Genomic DNA, 17,485 nt, shown 5'->3' with positions numbered 1-17,485 from the left:
ATGATTTTTAAAAATCTGTTTATTTTAATCACCGTGCTTTTAATCAGTCATTGTGAGGCTGCTGCTAGTGATGTGGTTGATTATAAAAACTTAATAGATAGAACCGGAAGCCCATATTATATGCAGGACTTTGAGCAAGGTGGCCACCAACGTTTTAGCCCTCTTTTTGATCTAGGCGCGTGGCATGGACATTTGCTACCAACAGATGAAAACGTCGGCGCGTTCACCGGGTCTGCTATTGTTACTGAGGAGTATTTAAATTTTATAGCGCCTTATCTAGAAAAGCTGACTGTTTATAAAGGCATGAAAGTCGATGAGGCCAATAAAGTGAAGCTAGCAATGCGGGCTTACAGCGAACCCGGCGCGTTAGTGCAAGAGCTGAGCGGTGATGGGGTAAACATAACGCTTACTTTGCGCTTTGTGACAAATCGCACTTCATTAGTTAAAACACAGATTAAAACCACTGAGCCTGTTACATTACATTTCACAGGAAAGCTTATAAACCATTTACGTGCTAACAATGGCACCGAAAAAGCGGGGCGTTCGCCATTTGTGGTTTATCCGAAATTAACCCCCCGATGGCAAGTCACCAGCAATAGTATTGCGATTAGTTTTGGCAAAGTAAGGGCGCATGGACACCTGCTCACCTCGGGGAGTTCACAGTTATTGCTTAAAAAAACGTTAGCGGTTAAAACACGTCATGACGACCTAAGTTACTCAAGCACAACGCACATAAAAAACAATCGCACATTCTACACAAGCTATTCATATTTATTAAATAATCAAGACGTGGTACGTGAAAGAGAGATTGTTGATGAAATTTTAAAGCAACCCGAACACTATTTATCACGTAGTAAATTACGTTGGCAAGAGTATATAAATAAAGCGACACAGCCAATTAGTAACAAGCAGCCAGCCTTACAAAAACTTGCGGTAAAAAGTGTTGAAACGTTAATTGGAAATTGGCGCAGTAAAGCTGGTGCCGTAGGTTTTGATACCGTTAGTCCTGCCGTGACCGGTCGCTGGTTTTCAGGTAATCAAACTTGGCCTTGGGATAGCTACAAGCAGGCATATGCACTGGTAACATTTAATCCAGAGCTTGCTAAACAAAATTTGAATGCTGTGTTTGAGCATCAAATAACGCCAAACGATGCTGTCAGGCCATGGGATGCTGGATTTATACCTGACTTAGTGGCCTATAATTTTAGTGCAAAACGCGGTGGGGACGGCACAAATTGGAATGAGCGTAATACTAAGCCAAGCTTGGCAGCTTGGGCTGTGTGGCAGGTGTTTGAAAATACAGGCGATACTCAGTGGCTCGCGCACATATACCCTAAACTAGTTGCTTATCGTGGATGGTGGCTACGCAATCGTGATCATAATAAAAACGGTGTGCCAGAGTATGGTGCCACGGTTGATAAAGCCCATAATACTCGTGACGGCAAGTTATTATTTAATGTAAAAACCTCGGCAGGTTGGCGAACAAGAAGTGGCTTAAAAAACTATAGGACTTACCTAAACGATGAAGCAACCTTAGAAATTAAAGTTCCGGCACAAACAGCCGCATCTTGGGAATCTGGTCGTGATGATGCTGCTGTGTTTGGTTTTATAAATAATCAACAGTTAAATCGTTATATAAAAAACGGCGGGATTCGTGGTGACTGGCACGTTGGTTTTGCAGAAAATCGTAATGATACAGGTACATTAGTTGGGTATTCATTATTGCAAGAATCTGTGGATCAAGCCTCTTATATGGCTGCTGATAACCGTTATTTAAGTAAAATAGCGAAGCAGCTTAAGTTACCGCACCAAGCAAGTTACTTTTTAAGGCAAGCCGCTCAGTTAAGGGATTATATCAATCGGTGCATGTTTGATAAAAATACAGGCTTCTACTACGACATTGAAATAGCAGATACCCCCTTAGCGAATGGTTGCGCTGGGAGGACTTTAGTAAAAAGAGGCAAAGGTCCTGAAGGGTGGTCACCGTTGTTTAATCAAGTAGCGAGTATGGAACAGGCCAGTGATGTGGTAAAAACAATGCTTGATAACAATGAGTTTAATACTTACGTTCCGCTTGGCAGTGCTGCGCTGACTAATCCGGCTTTCGGTGCGGATATATATTGGCGTGGACGAGTATGGCTTGATCAAGCTTACTTTGGGTTAGTAGGTATGAGTCATTACGGTTATTGCAAACAAGCTCAGCAATTAAGTGAAAAGCTATTAAATCATGCCAATGGTTTGCTTTCTAATGCGCCAATACGTGAGAATTATAATCCGCTTAATGGTGAGCAACAAGGAGCGCCTAACTTTTCATGGAGCGCAGCACACTTATTACTAATTGCTCAAAAGCAAGGTAAATGGTGCCAATAATTGGCACTGTTTAATTCAGTTCACCAGACTAATCACACTATGGCATAAATTAATCACCACTGCTTAAGCTTCACAAATTACAAGAGAATTAACACAAATAGAATATTGTATACAATATTCTATTTGTGTTAATATTTATAGGAGTTACCTTTAAGCACAGGAAATATGATGAAAACAACGAACACAGATTGGCGCTTTTCAGTTATGCCGGCCGTATTCACATGGCTAAAAGAGTCTGAATCTGGATCATTTGAAATAGACTTTGATACAACAAAGAAATACGCTGCAGAAATTTTAAAAGTACAAGGGAAAGGCGGTAGTAGAATGGGGGGCTTGTTGGCTCAGGCACATTAGGTGAAAATAGTTATCTAAGTGTTGATCAGCGTCTTTCTTTACTTGAAGCTCTTTCTGATGTTGCAAAAGAATACGGTGTGCCACTGATCAGTGGTGCTGCGGCAGAAACGAAAGAAGAAATAGCTGAAATTGTAAAGCAACTTGCATCTGTTGGCGTAGATACTGTCATGGTTATGCCACCAAAAACCAAAGAAGCACCTAGTGATGAAGATATGTATGCATATTATGCGCTTTGTGCAACAGCCGCTAAAGAGGCTGGCATTACAATTATGCCTTATAACAACCCAGATGCAGCTGGCTACCATGCGCTCTCAACCGAGCTTCTTAAAAAACTTGCTGCGCTTCCTGAAGTAACTGCGTTAAAAATATCGACGTCAGATGTTTCAATCATTGAGACGATAATGCTAGAAAACAAAGATGCAAAAATTTTGGCAGGTGTAGACACTGTCACTGTGCATGCCGGACTAGCAGGAGCATGTGGCGGGATCACAGGTGTAGGTTGTATCTTTCCAAAAGCGAGTGTGACGATGCAGGAGTATGTAAATAAAGGGGAATGGGCTGAGGCTAACAAAATTTCTCAGGCTATGAATTCCATCTCTTACTTGGATGCTCAACCGCTACTTATGGAGTACCTTAAGTGCGCATTTGGAATTCATCATGACGATAAGGATGGTGGACTTCGTACTTTCGGTAATAAATTAACTCAACAGCAAATTGATGACGTTCGTGCAAGATACCTTATAGCACGAGAGAGGCTTAAAGCTTTGGACTTGTTAGGCTAATTCGTTGTCTAGTTCTGTGAACTACTCGCGCCTAAAGGCATCGAGCTTCCAAGATAATAGCCTAAGCTACTAACCTTTCTTTTTTGACGCTTCGTTGGACACCGCTAGTCGAGCTTTTGACTCGGCTAGTCTTACGATTGCCTCCACGTCCACTATCTGCCTGAGTTATTAGAACTCCATCGCCAGACAACACCGTTCCAGTGTCTAATATTAGGTTAATTGCCCGTTTCTTTATGACCTTTGATGCATTGTTATCTGCATTGTCAGTATTGCCACAGTTACCGCACACAAATAGCTCTTGTGATTTACGGTTGTCGGGGTGAGTGTGATCGCATTCAGCGCACTCCTGACTGGTATGCGGGGCGGGTATTTTGAAGACGGCTTTTCCTGCTTGGTAGGCCTTGTATTTGGTGTAAATCTCTATGATGTGCCAGCCAACGTTTAAAATAGACTTGTTTAGCCCAGCCTTTTGTTTGGCTTTGTTTGACACATACCGACCTTGTTCATCCTGCTTCGCCTTTGGCTTTCGCGTCATGCTTGAGGTTCGTAAAGCCTCGAACACTATAACCTTAGCCTTGCTTTCGATTAACGAACGACTTGTTTTATGTGCAAAATCGTTTCGAATCTTCGCCTTTTTAGCATGGTGCGTAGCAATGCGATGTTTGGTTTTGTTTCTTCGGCTAGAGCCTTTTTTCTGGCGTGATAACTTGCGTTGAAGTCGCTTGATATAGCGGTCAGCTTTGGTCATGTTCGATTTCTGGTTTTCGCAGAAATCGAACGTTATAGAGCCTGCGTGAACAGGAATTGCCACGCCACGATCTACACCAATAGTATGTTCTTCCAGATATTTTTTGGTTGAACCCTGCAAGAATTCCAAATGTTCAGCATTGCTAGGAAGTTCTTCTTCGCTATTGCCGTCTTCATAACAGAAAGATACATAATATTGACCACGCTCTTTGCGCACATATAGCGAGTTTGGGCTCTCGAACTTGCCATGCGCTTTAAAGGATAAGTAACCAATATTATTAGTCTTCGTGCCGATAAATAGTCGTAAGTTTCCATCTTCGCAACGTTCGAAGCTGAACACCTCACGAGTAAGATAGATGCTACCTCGGTCAGTTTTAGGTTTGCGCTTAGGTCGCCCACACACGCCTTTCATGAATTTTTGGTAAGTCTGATACCAGTTAACCGCACTGTTTCGGATAATCTGACTAGGGCATCGAGATAGCCAAGGGGTTAACTCCTTCGACTTGAATTGTGATGTTTTCTGGTCAATTGGGGCATAAGTGCCCGTTGGGTAGTATTTACGTGCAAAGGTGCGGTAATACTTTTCTTCGTCAACTTTGGCATTCCAAATACTGCGTGCGCAACCCATCCACTGGCTTAAAACCAGTTTTTGATATGATGTTGGGTTAGCACGTAGCTTAATGCCAGTTAGCATGCTCTTTCCGTCGGTTGTCAATTGCGGTAACTATTATTACACTTAGCGTTAAATTGTCAATCTAGTCTATAAGTAAAATGTACGAATGGAGAACAGGCAGAAACTGCCTATTTAAAAATAATGCTCATCTAGTATTTGTTACAAAATACCGAAGAGACGTTTTCACTAAAGAGATGTTAGATAGAACCAAAGAGATAATGGAGGAAACCTGTAAGCAAATGGATTGCGAGCTCTTAGAGTTTGGTGGAGAACATGACCACGTTCACTTAATGGTGTCTATTCACCCCAAAGTTGCTGTATCGAATTTGGTTGGCAAATTAAAAGGGAAGTCGTCATATATACTAAGGCGTGAGTATTGGAATCGGATTAAGACGATGCTTTGGGGAAATCACTTTTGGTCGCCTAGTTATTGTGTCGTGTCATGCGGCGGCGCGAGTTTGGATGTAATTAAGCAGTACATTGAAAATCAAAACACACCGCCAAGTGAAAGAGCCGTAAAAACTTCACGCGCTTTAAGTCAGAAAAAAGACTAGTTACCTCTTGCTTGACTCGCCCTTGAAAGGGTGAGATTGCGCAAGCCTAATGTTCAAGTACTAATTAGCTGCACGGTAAGTATTCGCCGTGCAGCAATGAGTATATTTATCTTATAACCCAAATGGGTTTTCGAGGCTATGAGCGGGTTCAGTGAACCACTTTGGACCATTTTCAGTAATATAAAAGTGATCCTCTAAACGCACACCAAATTCACCAGGTACAACTAGCATTGGCTCATTACTAAAGCACATACCTGCGGCTAGAGGTGTTTTATCGCCGCCGACTAGGTAAGGCCATTCATGGATGTCTAAGCCTATACCATGACCGGTACGGTGTGGGCAGCCAGGTGTTTGATACTCAGGGCCAAGGCCTTGCTCTGCTAAGTAAGAGCGGGCAGCGTTGTCGACACTCTCACAACTTTGACCTGTTTGAGCTGCATCAAAAGCGGCCATTTGTGCGGCTTTTTCATAATTCCAAAATTGGCGTTGGCGGTCTGTAGCTTCACCAAATACGTAAGTGCGAGTTATATCTGATAAGTAGTCGTGTACTTTACAGCCAGTATCAATTAAAACCATATCTCCTTTTTTAAGAATTTGTGGCTCTTTGACACCATGAGGAAATGATGTCGCGAGGCCAAACAAAACGATGCAAAAGTAGTTACCAGGCGCGCCAACTTTTTTGTGCGCTTGTTTAATAAATTCTTCTACCTCAGTTGTGCTTATACCCTCATATAGCATGCTGGCTGTGGCCTGATGAACTTTTAAGGTCATATCCATCGCACGCTGTATTAGCATTAGTTCATTGGCTGACTTATGCATGCGGCAATGAGCTGTAACAGGCTGTGCATTAACGAGGTTTAAGCCTGTTTGCGCTTTATTTATGCCATCGAAAATGAAAAACTGCGCGCTTTCGTCAATCCCTACAGTGCCGTTCTCAGCAATGCCCATTTCGGTGAGCACTTTGACAAATAATGCATAAGGACTTTCGTGTTCAAGCCAGCCGCGAATTGGGCCTTCTATAACTTTAAAGCCATTGAGAGAGCCAATTTCAAAATCAGGGGCTATATATTGTACTTCGCCCTTCGCGGGTAAAATAGCACCGACCATGCGCTCACTTGCGTACCAGCGCATACCCGTAAAGTAAGTAAGGTTAGTCCCTGCATTTAAGTAAATTGCATCAATATTATTGGCTTGCATATACTCTTGAGCACGGGCAATACGGGCTAGATGCTCATCAGCTTGAATGGGAATTAAATCGCGAGTCATATTGGAAAGACTAGCAAGTGCTTGTTCTTTCGTTTGAGTACCAATACCTTTGGTCATCATTAGGTTCTCCTATGTATTTGTTTAATTATAATTTTTAAAGAATTAGCGCATAAACCGGTTTATAGAATATGGCTCTAAATTTATGGAGGGGGCTTTATTGAGACACAAATCTGTAATTAACTCGGAAGTTATGGCTCCTTGTGTCAACCCTAAATGCTGATGACCAAAGGCAAAGTACAGGTTATTGTGATTGGGGGCTTGGCCTATTATAGGTAATGAGTCAGGCAATGATGGCCTACAGCCCATCCATGTAGTCTTGGCACTAAGAGGCTGGCTAGCTAATAACGCTTGTGCATGGGGCAGTAAAGCTAATGCACGTTTATTATTAGCCTTTCTATTTATACCCGCAAACTCCACTGTGCCTGCCACTCTTAACCCTTGACTCATCGGGGTCATGATAAGACTCCGTTCAGCGGAAGCTACGGGCCGTGTTAGGCCATGGTTAATATTAACCATACAGTGGTAACCACGCTCGGTATCTAAAGGTGCTGTGTATCCAAGCGGCTCGATGAGAGAGGCACTCCAAGCACCCGCTGCGATCACGACTTTATCGAAATTGAGACTATCTTGTTCATCACTCACCATAAAACCTTCACTTTTAGGCGTGATAGCAACTACTTTCTGTTGACGAAATTGCCCTTTTAATAAACTGAACTTTTGCGCTAATTGGATACAAAATAAATGTGGTTCAATACTATGAGCAACGTCTTCAAATAATAAAGCGTGTTTTATTTTGTCGGATAAACTGGGCTCTAGAGCATGTACTTGCTTTGTATCAAGTAGCTTTACTTTAATTCCTTGCGCTTGATACATAGCCAAGGTGCGCTGCACATCAACCAATGGGGTTTTTTCAAAGGTAAGTAAACTCCCTTGTTTAGTAAGCAGGTGGCCCAGTTGATAGTTTGCTAATAATCTTTCATAAGCATGAATTGCATGTTCATTTAAGGCTTTGAGAGCGTGTGTATGTGCAATAAATCTGGCAGTAGGCATATTTTTAATAAACTGCCAAAACCAAGGGAGAGCTTTTATTGCATAGCGCCAATCAATGCGCAATGGTCCTAATGGGTTAAAAAGCATAGCAGGTAATTTTTTTAATAATGCTACCTGCGCTAGAGGAAATACCTGTTCGGTGGCAAAGTGCCCAGCATTACCTTTTGAACAGCCTTGCGCTAGGCCATTTTCATCGTATAGCGTCACTGCAAAGCCAGCTTGTTGTAACTGTAAAGCTGTGCAAATACCAATTACACCGGCACCGATCACGGCGACTCTTTGAGTTCTTGTATTGGTCAAAATTACCTTCCCCTGATGATAAAAGTAAAACGCTATACGTTTTTTAAAAAATAAATCGATATTGTATTTACTGACAAGTAGTAAGAAAAAGCTCTACAAGCTCTTTCTAACTCATTTTTAGTTATAAATTTCAATTAGTTATGTGTAATTAGTTATTTGTAATCTTTTAAGGGTGTGTACCTATAAATTTAATATTAAAATAGGATATTGATTATTGTATACAATATACTTATCATATCAAGCATAAATTCAGTTCGGAATAGGCAAATGAAAACCAATTGGCATGGTGTAAACCCAGCAATAGCCGCTCAGTTTAATAGTGATGAGTTAGTTAACTCTACATGGCAACTAGTTGGCAGCGCTATAGTAAAAGCTATAGCAGATTTTAAACTACTGGTTGTAAATGAAAAAACTTCTTCATCAACGCTTAACGATACTGCGAAAGCGTATTGTGTTGATGTAAATAAACCTAAATTGGATTAAGTGATGCGCAAAGGAACATTTTTTTGTATAGATGGCCATACTTGCGGTAACCCTGTGCGGCTTATAACAAGTGGCCACCCCCTGTTACAGGGAAATACCATGAGCGAAAAGCGCCAGGACTTTTTAGCTAACCATGACTGGATCCGTCAAGCGCTCATGTTTGAGCCCAGAGGTCACGATATGATGTCGGGCGGTTTTTTATACCCACCTACTAGCGAAGATGGTGATGCAGCCATTTTATTTGTAGAAACTTCCGGCTGCTTACCTATGTGTGGTCACGGTACAATGGGTATTGTTACCTTCGCCTTAGAGCATGGTTTGCTACATGCTAAAACCCCCGGTACTTTAAAACTGGATACGCCAGCAGGACGAGTTCAGGTCAATTATGAAATGACTGGTGGTAAAGTGCAGTGGGTTAAAATTTACAATGTGCCTGCTTATTTAGCGCATCAGTCTATATGTATCAATATTCCAGAGTTGGGCGAATTAAAGGTTGATATCGCCTTTGGTGGTAACTTTTATATTATTGTTGAACCACAGGGCAACTTTAAAGGTATTGAACATTTTAGTGCAGGGCAATTACTCAAATACAGCCCATTAGTGCGTGATGCTATTAATACCAAAATACAATGTATCCATCCGCTCGACTCTACCGTTCAAGGTGCTAGCCATGTGTTATGGACTGGCTCACCCAAAAATTCCAACTCAGATGCGGCTAATGCGGTTTTTTATGGAGATAAAGCCATTGACCGCTCACCATGCGGAACAGGCACTAGCGCCCGCATGGCTCAGTTGTTTAGTAAAGGCTTATTGCAGCAAGGCGATGCATTTATTCATGAAAGTTATATTGGCAGCCAGTTTATTGGCTGTATAGAGCAGGTGTCTGAAGTGGCAGGTCAAACTGCTATTTTACCTAGCATTCGTGGCTGGTCTCGGGTAACCGGAACGAGCACCATTACAGTAGATGACGACGACCCATATGCCTATGGGTTTCAAGTAATTTAACGAGGAGAAAAGCATGACATTAACAGGACAAAGCCTAATTGCCGGACAATGGCAAGGTCGCGCTGAGCAAGGTGAATTTCAAGCCTTTTCACCGGCTAAAAATCAACCATTATCGACACGCTACTTTAATGTAACGAGTACTCAGTTAAATACGGCAGTTGATGCTGCTGATAATGCTTTTATCGAGTACAGAAAAACGAGTTTTAGTCAGCGTGCAGATTTTTTAGAGTGTATTGCAGAGCAAATTTTAGCACTTGGCGATGATTTACTAACGCAAACAGCGCAAGAAACCAATTTACCTATGGCACGCTTACAAGGTGAGCGAATGCGCACGGTTAATCAGTTAAAAGCATTTGCCAGTGCACTGCGTGAAAACCCAGATTCACCACTAGGTTTAAAGCTGATTGATGAAGCTGATAGTAATCGCTCGCCACTACCTAAACCTCGTACAGAGCTTAATTACTTACCGCTTGGGCCTGTAGCTGTATTTGGTGCGTCTAATTTTCCGTATGCATTTTCAACACTGGGGGGGATACCGCCGCCGCACTTGCAGCAGGCTGCCCAGTGGTTGTTAAAAATCATACTGCGCATCCAGGCACAGGGGAGCTAATGGCTCGTGCAGCGCTTGCTGCGATTAAAGAATGTGATATGCCGCTAGGTGTATTTTCAGTGCTGCAAAGTGATGTTTACGATATTTCGCATCAATTAGTCGCGGCGCCAGCTATTAAAGCTGTTGGTTTTACGGGGTCATTTAATGTCGCACGTTTACTACAAGAAACAATTGCCAAGCGTTCAGAGCCTATTCCGTTTTATGGCGAGCTCGGCAGTATAAATCCACAAATAGTTTTACCAAAAAAAGCTCAAAATGAAGGTAAAGCTATGGCTGAAGCGCTATGCCAATCAATGCTAATGGGTAATGGCCAATTTTGTACCAGTCCTGGCTTATGGCTGGTACCAACGGGCTGTGATGAATTAGAAGCCGAGGTAGCCAACTGCATTAGTGCAGCCGCCTCAGATACTTTATTAACCCCAGGTATTGTGAAGACCTTTAAAAAGCAAGTTAGCCAGCGCAGTGAGCTCGAAAACGTAGAGCTTATTGCAAAAGGCGCACTTACAGAAGACTTTCATGGTAATGCCCATGTATTTGCCTGTAATGTTGATACCTATTTAGCAACCCCTGCATTACGTGAAGAAGTATTTGGCCCAGCCGCTTTATTGGTTCGCTATGAAAGCATGGAGCAGTTAAGTTTACTAGTAGCAGCGCTTGAAGGGCAGCTTACGGCAAGTGTGCATGACAGCGCTGATGATTTAGCTAAAGCTGAACACGTTATAGAAGAGCTGAAATACAAAGTAGGGCGTTTAATACACAATCAAATGCCAACCGGCGTAGAAGTATGTGGCTCAATGAACCATGGTGGACCATTTCCAAGCTCCACAGATGTACGTAGCACTTCCGTTGGGTTAAATGCAATGTTGAGATTTTTGCGACCAATTTGCTATCAGTCTTAGTTAATTGTAGCGGGAGTGGAAATTGCATTTCCCGCTATCTCTTTATTGTGAAGGATTCTAACTTGGCATGCGTGTTTTTATAGGTATAATGTATATCAAATGCAATTTATAGAAATTACTATGGCCATAGAACATAAAACTCGAACTCAGCTTGTAGCAGAAGCTATTCGTGAAAAAATTCTTTCAGGTGAAATAAAAGCGGGTGATCCGCTACGCCAAGCTGCATTAGCCACAGAGCTAAACGTGAGTCGAATTCCGGTGCGTGAAGCTTTGCTACAACTTGAAGCCGAAGGGCTGGTTTACTTTGAAGCTCATAAAGGAGCCACTGCCACACAGCTTTCGGCGTCGCAAATTGACGAAATTTTTGACCTCAGAGCACTTCTTGAAGCCGAGCTATTAAAACATTCAATACAAAGCTTAACTGATCAAGACTTTATTGAAGCCGAGCTTATTTTAACTGAGCTTGAAAGAGCCATGGATGCCGGCGATACCCACCTTGCCACTGGCGATTTAAACAGCCAGTTTCATGCTAAATTATACAGCCGCGCCGCGCGACCACAAACCCGTGAGTTGGTTGATATGTACAGCAAAAACTCAGAGCGCTATGTACGTATGCATATTTTATTGGCAGGCGGTTTAACAAAAGCTCCTGAAGAGCACCGTACTTTACTCGAGTTATGCAGAAAAAAAGACTGTCAAAATGCCTGTGAATTTCTAAAAAATCATATTGTTAAAGCTAAAAACGATATAAAACAATTACTGATAAAATTAGAAAGTGAAAAAAGTAATTAAAAAATATACCTAGCAACTAGTACCGGCTATTAAACCCTAATTTATAACTTTAGGCATCGCTTTAGCTTTCCAGCAGCAATAATACAGAAGTGATGCCTTCCCCCCCTTTTTATTATTCCCATTAGCACCATAAATAGATCCTTTCTGTTGGGTCGAAAGTTCATAAGAATTTTTCATTAATAAGATCAGTTGCTTAAAGATGAATACGAATTAGGTGTATATTTAATATTGTATACAATATGTAATAGGTGTATATTTTTTGTCGTCTAAGTTAAATAGGCAATATAACCAACAGGAACAAGGGAACATTCACATGTTTACAAATAATAAAAAGCAAACTCGGGGAATAGGCATTAAATCGCTGTTAGCAACGGCTGTGACGGCTGCATTAATAATGACTCCTACAGTAAAAGCAGTTGATGGTAGCAGCATTGTTAAAGGTCATGTAGTGGCACAAGCTGGCAACGATTTAACAGGGGCTACAATAACTTTAAAACATAAAAGTAAAGGCTTAGTGTATACCATTACCAGTAATAATGATGGTGACTATTTACTGCGCAATGTGCCAGTGGGCACTTATGATGTAACCATTAGTAAAGAAGGTTTTGAGCCATTAGTTGAAGAAAATGTAGCCGTAACTATTGGCCAATCAATTATTCTAGACGCGCAATTATACAAAGCAGGTAGCGATATTGAGCGTATTGCCGTTACGGGATCCGCCATTCGCCGTGTTGATATGGCCTCGTCTACTTCAGGTCTAACATTCAGTGATGCTGAATTAAAAGCAATGCCAGTTAATACAGGCTTTGAAAGTATTGCTTTGTTAGCTCCAGGCACAGCGGCACCGGGCGGCGCAAGTTTTAATGGTGCTTCAAGCTTTGGTGGTTCATCAGCAGCTGAAAATGGTTATTACTTTAATGGCTTAAACGTAACCAGTATTCGTTCAGGTTTAGGCTCAATTCGCTTGCCATGGGAAGCTATTTCACAAACGCAAGTGAAAACGGGTGGTGTTAGTCCTGAATTTGGTGGAGCACTTGGCGGTATTGTTAATGCGGTGTCTAAGTCTGGTGATAATGACTTTAACTTCGGTGCAGAAGTACGCTGGGATCCTGATAGTTTACGTAGCCAGCACGACTCTATTTATCAAGAAAATGGCACTATTAGTACAAATACACAGCAAAGCAGTTACGATTTTAAAGAACTTCAGCTCTGGGCCAGTGGTGCAATTATCGAAGATACATTGTTCTTTTATGGTTTGTTTGCACCACGCCGTGAAGAGTCTACTGGCGCTGGCCAAACGACTTATTCAGATTTTGAACGTGATGAAGACCGCTGGTTCACAAAAGTAGATTGGTTTATAAATGAAGATCACTCAGTGGGTTTTTCAGCGATGAACAACAAGCGCACTTGGACCGATAAAACCTTTGCATACAGCTGGCAAGAGAATGTGATTGGTGAGCAACAAGGTGTGGATGCACCAGGGGAAGATGGCGGTAAAGTATATAGCTTAAATTATAATGGCTACCTAACTGATACTTTTTCTGTTTCAGCAGTTGTTGGGCGAGTGACTGAAAACGTTGAAAATGTGGTTGCATCACCAAAGCCAGGTGTTTGGGATGAACGTGATGGCTTTGTCACTTTGAGTCAACATACAAACTCGTCTGTGACTGAACAAGAGTTTACGCGCGACCAAGCAAGGATTGATTTCAATTGGGATCTAGACATGCATTCAATCCAGTTTGGTATTGATTACACTAATGTAAAAGTTGATTACTTTGAAGGTCAAAACGGTATTGGTGATGCTGAGGGATGGTGGACAGTTAAAACTGCCGGTGAAAATGATGTATCTGGTGCTTCTTTGGGGAGTGACTTTATAGAAAGACGAGTTCGAAGTCGCGAAGTCGATTCAGATACAACTTCACTCGCTTTTTATATTAATGATTCATGGCAAGCAACCGATAGTTTAGTGCTTAACATGGGGCTACGCTATAGCCAGTTTGAAAACACGGTATCAGATGGTCGTGCCTTCGTTGATATTGACAATCAAATAGCACCGCGTTTGCAAGCTATTTATGATGTGTCGGGTGATGGCAGTGCTAAGATCTTTGCTACATATGGGCGTTATTTCCAACCAGTCTCTGCGAACATGAATATTACCCAAGGATCTGCTTCGATTGAATGGTTTGAGTACTTTGAGTTAGATGAACTAGACGCAAACGGTGCACCAAGTTTAATGACTGATGGTTCGCCAAGCAGAGGGGACATGCTACGAGATAGGCGTTGGCGCCAGCGTGGTATTACTGAACCAGGGTTAATTGCTTCATCTTCATTAAAACCAATGTACAGTGATGAATTTACTATCGGCTACCAGCAAGAAGTGTTCGATACTATGTCAGCGGGTGTACGCGCTATTTATCGTGATCTTGGACGCAGTGTTGAAGACACTGATGTCGGCCCGGTATTAGCTAAAAAGCTGGCAGAAATGGGTATTACCGATAACGTGGGTCAAGGCTCTTATTATGTGCTTAATAACCCAGGTGAAGCTATTCAAATGTCATATGATTTTGACGGTGATGGGCAGATTGATGAGGTTAATTTAAGTGCTGATGAACTTGCTTTACCAGAGGCGAAGCGAAAGTACTTAGCACTTGAGTTTACCTTAGACGGCAATGTGACGGATGATTTACGTATTAATACCTCATATACCTGGTCACATAGTTATGGTAACACCGAAGGGCTTGTGAAAACGGATAACGACCAAGCTGATCCAGGCTGGACAACCTCTTATGACTATGGCGATTTGATGGATCACGGCTACGGTAACTTACCTAACGACCACCGCCATGCATTTAAATTCAGTGGTGCATACAACATCACAGAAGCTCTGACCATTGGTCTTGTTGCCCGTACTACATCAGGTCGTCCTAAAAGTTACTTTTCAGTTCATCCAGCGGGCGTAGATAGCTGTGCAGAGGGGAATCCTTGGGATGCGTGTATTAGCCAATACTATGATCAAGCATCACATTACGATGAAAATGGTAATCCAGCTCCTCGTGGTAGCAAAGGAAACCTACCTTGGTTAACGAATGTCGATATGTCATTGACTTATAACACGGACTTTTTTGGTACCGATATGACTTTAAAAGGCACCGTCTATAACTTATTTGATGGTGATAGTGCTATGTCAATCAATGAAGAGCGTGCGCAGTACGGTGATAATGGCTTAGAACTGAATCCAGACTATGGACTCGTGACAGGGCGTCAAGGCGCGCGTTATGTGTCTTTAGTTGCACGTATAGAGTTTTAACTCCCTAGTGAAACAGCTGTTTGAAAACAGCGGACTAAGCTATTTATCTTAGGGTAATTTAGTTTGTTGTTTTGATGTTTAAGCACATGCTCATATGAGCCATACAGCCTTAATGCTGAGCAGGAAACTGCTTGGCATTTTTCGTATAAATTTTAAGGTTAACTATGACGAACAGTTTATATTCTCATTGGCAACAGCCTAAAGATGGTTGGCTGCAAGTGGATACTCTTGATATGCATACCGGCGGTGAACCTTTACGCATAATCATTGATGGGTTTGCTGAACTACAAGGGCAAACCATGATTGAAAAGCGAGCTGATTGCCTAACAAGATTCGATCACCTACGTAAAGCACTGATGTTCGAACCCCGAGGTCATGCTGATATGTACGGCGCGTTGATCACAAAACCTGAACGTAAAGATAGCCATTTTGGCGTACTGTTTTTACATAATGAAGGCTATAGCACAATGTGTGGTCACGCTATCATTGCGCTTGCCACAGCAGCTAAAGATAGCAGCATTTGCAACTTTATTGAAGGCGTTAATGAGTTACGTATAGATACACCTGCAGGGCTTATCAAGGCGTATATTACTCTTCGAAATAACCAACTAATAAGTGTTTGTTTTGATAATGTTGCAAGTTATGCAGAAAAACTTGATATGCCAATAGAGATACCTCTGTTTGGTACCGTCAATTGCGATATTGCTTATGGCGGCGCTTATTATGCTTTTGTAGATGCTGATACTTTGGATGTAAGTTTGGCGCCCAACGATCATGAACAAATTATTAGCTTAGGAAAAATCATTAAGCAGCATGTTAATAGCCACTACCAACCAAAACACCCGACCGATGATGCATTAAGCTTTTTATATGGGGTGATTTTCTATTCAAATTCACAAAAAAGTCATTCTGTATTTAGTCGTCATGTCTGCATTTTTGCTGAGGGCGAATTAGATCGCAGCCCTACTGGTACCGGCGTGAGTGCCAGAGCTGCATTAGAGTTTGCAAAAGGCAGGCTTAAATTAGGACAGCAAATAAAAATAGAGAGTATTTTAGGCTCTATATTTTCAGTTGAGCTAAAAGCGCAACGCATGTTAGCTGATACCCATGCAGTAATACCTAGAGTGAGCGGTGAAGCCTTTGTCACTGGCAAACATACTTTTTTAATTGATCCAAATAATCCCCTAAAGCAAGGATTTATATTTCGATGAAAAATCAATTTACCTCTCGCCAACAATTACTAAAGCAGGCATTAAAAAAAAATGGGTTAACAGCACTACTCGTATTAGGCCATGAAAATATTCGTTACTTAAGTGGCTTTAGCGGTAATGCTGCTTACGCGTTAATAACTGCGGAGGAAAGTGTACTAATAACCGATTATCGCTATTTTGGCCGAGCTCAAGAAGAGTCTATTGGCTTTGAGGTTGTCAGCCGTGATCGTGATAGTGAAACATTAGGTCAGTGCATAAATCGTTTTTTAACGACTAATAGTCAATTAGGTTTTGATGCCGCTTTTATTGATGTTGCACTTTGGCAGCAAGTGGCAAGTGAGTTAACTAGTCATACAGTTACACAAGTTACCGGTATGGTTGAACGTTTACGCATGGTTAAAAATGATTGGGAAGTCGAGCAAATAAAAGCGGCTGCGGCCATTGCTGACGAAGCGCTTAGACAAACATTACCCTATTTTAAAGAAGGTGTAACAGAGCGAGACCTAGCGCTGGAACTTGAATTCAGAATGCAAAAACTAGGCTCTGAAGGAATGTCGTTTGCCACTATTTTAATGTTTGGAGAGCGTTGTGCACTGCCTCATGGCAGCCCGAGTGAACGTACTCTATCTAAAGGTGATTTTATTACTCTTGATTTTGGCGCAGTGGTCAATGGTTACCGCTCTGATATGACTCGCAGTTATGTACTTGGTAAAGCTTCAAAGAAACAATCAGCAATCTATCAAAGCGTAAGTAATGCTCAGCAAGCAGCGATCAACCTACTCAAAGCAGGTGTTGACTGTCTAGACTTACAAAACATCTCACAGCAAGTACTCGATGACTCTGGTTTTGGTAAATGGGCAGGGCAAGGGTTGGGCCATGGAGTTGGCTTGTTTTTACATGAGTTGCCCTTTATTAATAAAAATTGCCGCCATGTATTAGAGGCAGGTAATGTGATCACGATTGAACCTGGTATTTACATTCCGAATTTTGGTGGTGTGCGAATAGAAGACGATATTTTAATAACTCAAAATGGTTATGAAGTATTAACCCACGCCCCTAAGCTGTTCGAATTGGAGGGGTAG

The 17,485-nt window shown here is 41.8% G+C and carries 12 protein-coding genes and 2 pseudogenes; 11 read left to right on the top strand and 3 right to left on the bottom strand.

Features of this window, described 5'->3' with window-relative positions:
* The 3 genes and pseudogenes from ygjK to ACRWSG_RS22960 form a co-directional block, all read left to right on the top strand.
* Complete coding sequence (gene ygjK / locus ACRWSG_RS22970) at positions 1-2,370, top strand: alpha-glucosidase (protein ID WP_462167665.1); 2,370 nt, start codon at positions 1-3, stop codon at positions 2,368-2,370.
* A gap of 165 nt (positions 2,371-2,535) precedes the next feature.
* Entirely contained in the window at positions 2,536-2,724 is a 189-nt protein-coding gene (locus tag ACRWSG_RS22965) for a hypothetical protein (RefSeq protein WP_462167664.1), read from the top strand.
* 35 nt (positions 2,725-2,759) lie between these two features.
* Positions 2,760-3,506 (top strand): annotated as a pseudogene (locus ACRWSG_RS22960) (dihydrodipicolinate synthase family protein); the annotation flags it as partial.
* Between the two features lie 61 nt (positions 3,507-3,567).
* Here the strand turns inward: ACRWSG_RS22960 and ACRWSG_RS22955 are convergent.
* Positions 3,568-4,947, bottom strand: a complete 1,380-nt coding sequence (locus tag ACRWSG_RS22955) for an RNA-guided endonuclease InsQ/TnpB family protein (protein ID WP_287151878.1) — start codon at positions 4,945-4,947, stop codon at positions 3,568-3,570.
* 77 nt (positions 4,948-5,024) lie between these two features.
* On the opposite strand from ACRWSG_RS22955, the gene tnpA reads away from it, so the two are divergent.
* Positions 5,025-5,480 (top strand): IS200/IS605 family transposase, encoded by a 456-nt coding sequence (tnpA, locus tag ACRWSG_RS22950; RefSeq protein ID WP_462167663.1) that lies wholly within the window; start codon positions 5,025-5,027, stop codon positions 5,478-5,480.
* A gap of 111 nt (positions 5,481-5,591) precedes the next feature.
* Here tnpA and ACRWSG_RS22945 read toward each other — a convergent pair whose 3' ends face one another.
* Both ACRWSG_RS22945 and ACRWSG_RS22940 read right to left on the bottom strand, forming a co-directional pair.
* Positions 5,592-6,806, bottom strand: a complete 1,215-nt coding sequence (locus ACRWSG_RS22945) for a M24 family metallopeptidase (RefSeq protein ID WP_036973848.1) — start codon at positions 6,804-6,806, stop codon at positions 5,592-5,594.
* 42 nt (positions 6,807-6,848) lie between these two features.
* Positions 6,849-8,096 (bottom strand): NAD(P)/FAD-dependent oxidoreductase, encoded by a 1,248-nt coding sequence (locus ACRWSG_RS22940; protein WP_036973849.1) that lies wholly within the window; start codon positions 8,094-8,096, stop codon positions 6,849-6,851.
* A 267-nt stretch (positions 8,097-8,363) separates the two neighbouring features.
* Here ACRWSG_RS22940 and ACRWSG_RS22935 point away from each other — a divergent pair, with 267 nt between their 5' ends.
* The 7 genes and pseudogenes from ACRWSG_RS22935 to ACRWSG_RS22905 all read left to right on the top strand — a co-directional run bounded on the left by ACRWSG_RS22935 (position 8,364) and on the right by ACRWSG_RS22905 (position 17,485).
* A complete protein-coding gene (locus tag ACRWSG_RS22935) occupies positions 8,364-8,579 on the top strand; it encodes a hypothetical protein (protein WP_036973850.1) in 216 nt (71 codons plus the stop codon).
* Between the two features lie 3 nt (positions 8,580-8,582).
* Positions 8,583-9,584 (top strand): 4-hydroxyproline epimerase, encoded by a 1,002-nt coding sequence (locus ACRWSG_RS22930; protein ID WP_010557844.1) that lies wholly within the window; start codon positions 8,583-8,585, stop codon positions 9,582-9,584.
* Positions 9,585-9,597: 13 nt separating this feature from the next.
* Positions 9,598-11,093 (top strand): annotated as a pseudogene (locus ACRWSG_RS22925) (aldehyde dehydrogenase (NADP(+))).
* Positions 11,094-11,213: 120 nt separating this feature from the next.
* Positions 11,214-11,885: a GntR family transcriptional regulator gene (locus tag ACRWSG_RS22920; RefSeq protein ID WP_055022350.1), complete on the top strand. Its 672-nt coding sequence runs from the start codon at positions 11,214-11,216 to the stop codon at positions 11,883-11,885.
* 313 nt (positions 11,886-12,198) lie between these two features.
* Entirely contained in the window at positions 12,199-15,192 is a 2,994-nt protein-coding gene (locus ACRWSG_RS22915) for a TonB-dependent receptor (RefSeq protein ID WP_462167662.1), read from the top strand.
* 164 nt (positions 15,193-15,356) lie between these two features.
* Positions 15,357-16,403, top strand: coding sequence for a proline racemase family protein (locus ACRWSG_RS22910; protein ID WP_462167661.1), 1,047 nt, complete (start codon positions 15,357-15,359; stop codon positions 16,401-16,403).
* Positions 16,400-17,485, top strand: a complete 1,086-nt coding sequence (locus ACRWSG_RS22905; protein ID WP_036973855.1) for a M24 family metallopeptidase — start codon at positions 16,400-16,402, stop codon at positions 17,483-17,485. The genes ACRWSG_RS22910 and ACRWSG_RS22905 overlap by 4 nt, the downstream gene beginning before the upstream one ends.

This window comes from Pseudoalteromonas sp. GB43 (assembly GCF_054923805.1).
Note: the sequence above shows the minus strand (reverse complement) of the source record. Positions and strands in the feature narration are given on the sequence as shown.

Excerpts from the sequence above, each read along its gene's own strand:
- tnpA (WP_462167663.1), top strand. The coding sequence starts at position 5,025 with ATGTACGAATGGAGAACAGGCAGAAACTGCCTATTTAAAAATAATGCT.
- ACRWSG_RS22910 (WP_462167661.1), top strand. The coding sequence starts at position 15,357 with ATGACGAACAGTTTATATTCTCATTGGCAACAGCCTAAAGATGGTTGG.
- ACRWSG_RS22920 (WP_055022350.1), top strand. The coding sequence starts at position 11,214 with ATGGCCATAGAACATAAAACTCGAACTCAGCTTGTAGCAGAAGCTATT.
- ygjK (WP_462167665.1), top strand. The coding sequence starts at position 1 with ATGATTTTTAAAAATCTGTTTATTTTAATCACCGTGCTTTTAATCAGT.
- ACRWSG_RS22915 (WP_462167662.1), top strand. The coding sequence starts at position 12,199 with ATGTTTACAAATAATAAAAAGCAAACTCGGGGAATAGGCATTAAATCG.
- ACRWSG_RS22965 (WP_462167664.1), top strand. The coding sequence starts at position 2,536 with ATGATGAAAACAACGAACACAGATTGGCGCTTTTCAGTTATGCCGGCC.
- ACRWSG_RS22955 (WP_287151878.1), bottom strand. The coding sequence starts at position 4,947 with ATGCTAACTGGCATTAAGCTACGTGCTAACCCAACATCATATCAAAAA.
- ACRWSG_RS22945 (WP_036973848.1), bottom strand. The coding sequence starts at position 6,806 with ATGATGACCAAAGGTATTGGTACTCAAACGAAAGAACAAGCACTTGCT.
- ACRWSG_RS22935 (WP_036973850.1), top strand. The coding sequence starts at position 8,364 with ATGAAAACCAATTGGCATGGTGTAAACCCAGCAATAGCCGCTCAGTTT.
- ACRWSG_RS22905 (WP_036973855.1), top strand. The coding sequence starts at position 16,400 with ATGAAAAATCAATTTACCTCTCGCCAACAATTACTAAAGCAGGCATTA.
- ACRWSG_RS22930 (WP_010557844.1), top strand. The coding sequence starts at position 8,583 with ATGCGCAAAGGAACATTTTTTTGTATAGATGGCCATACTTGCGGTAAC.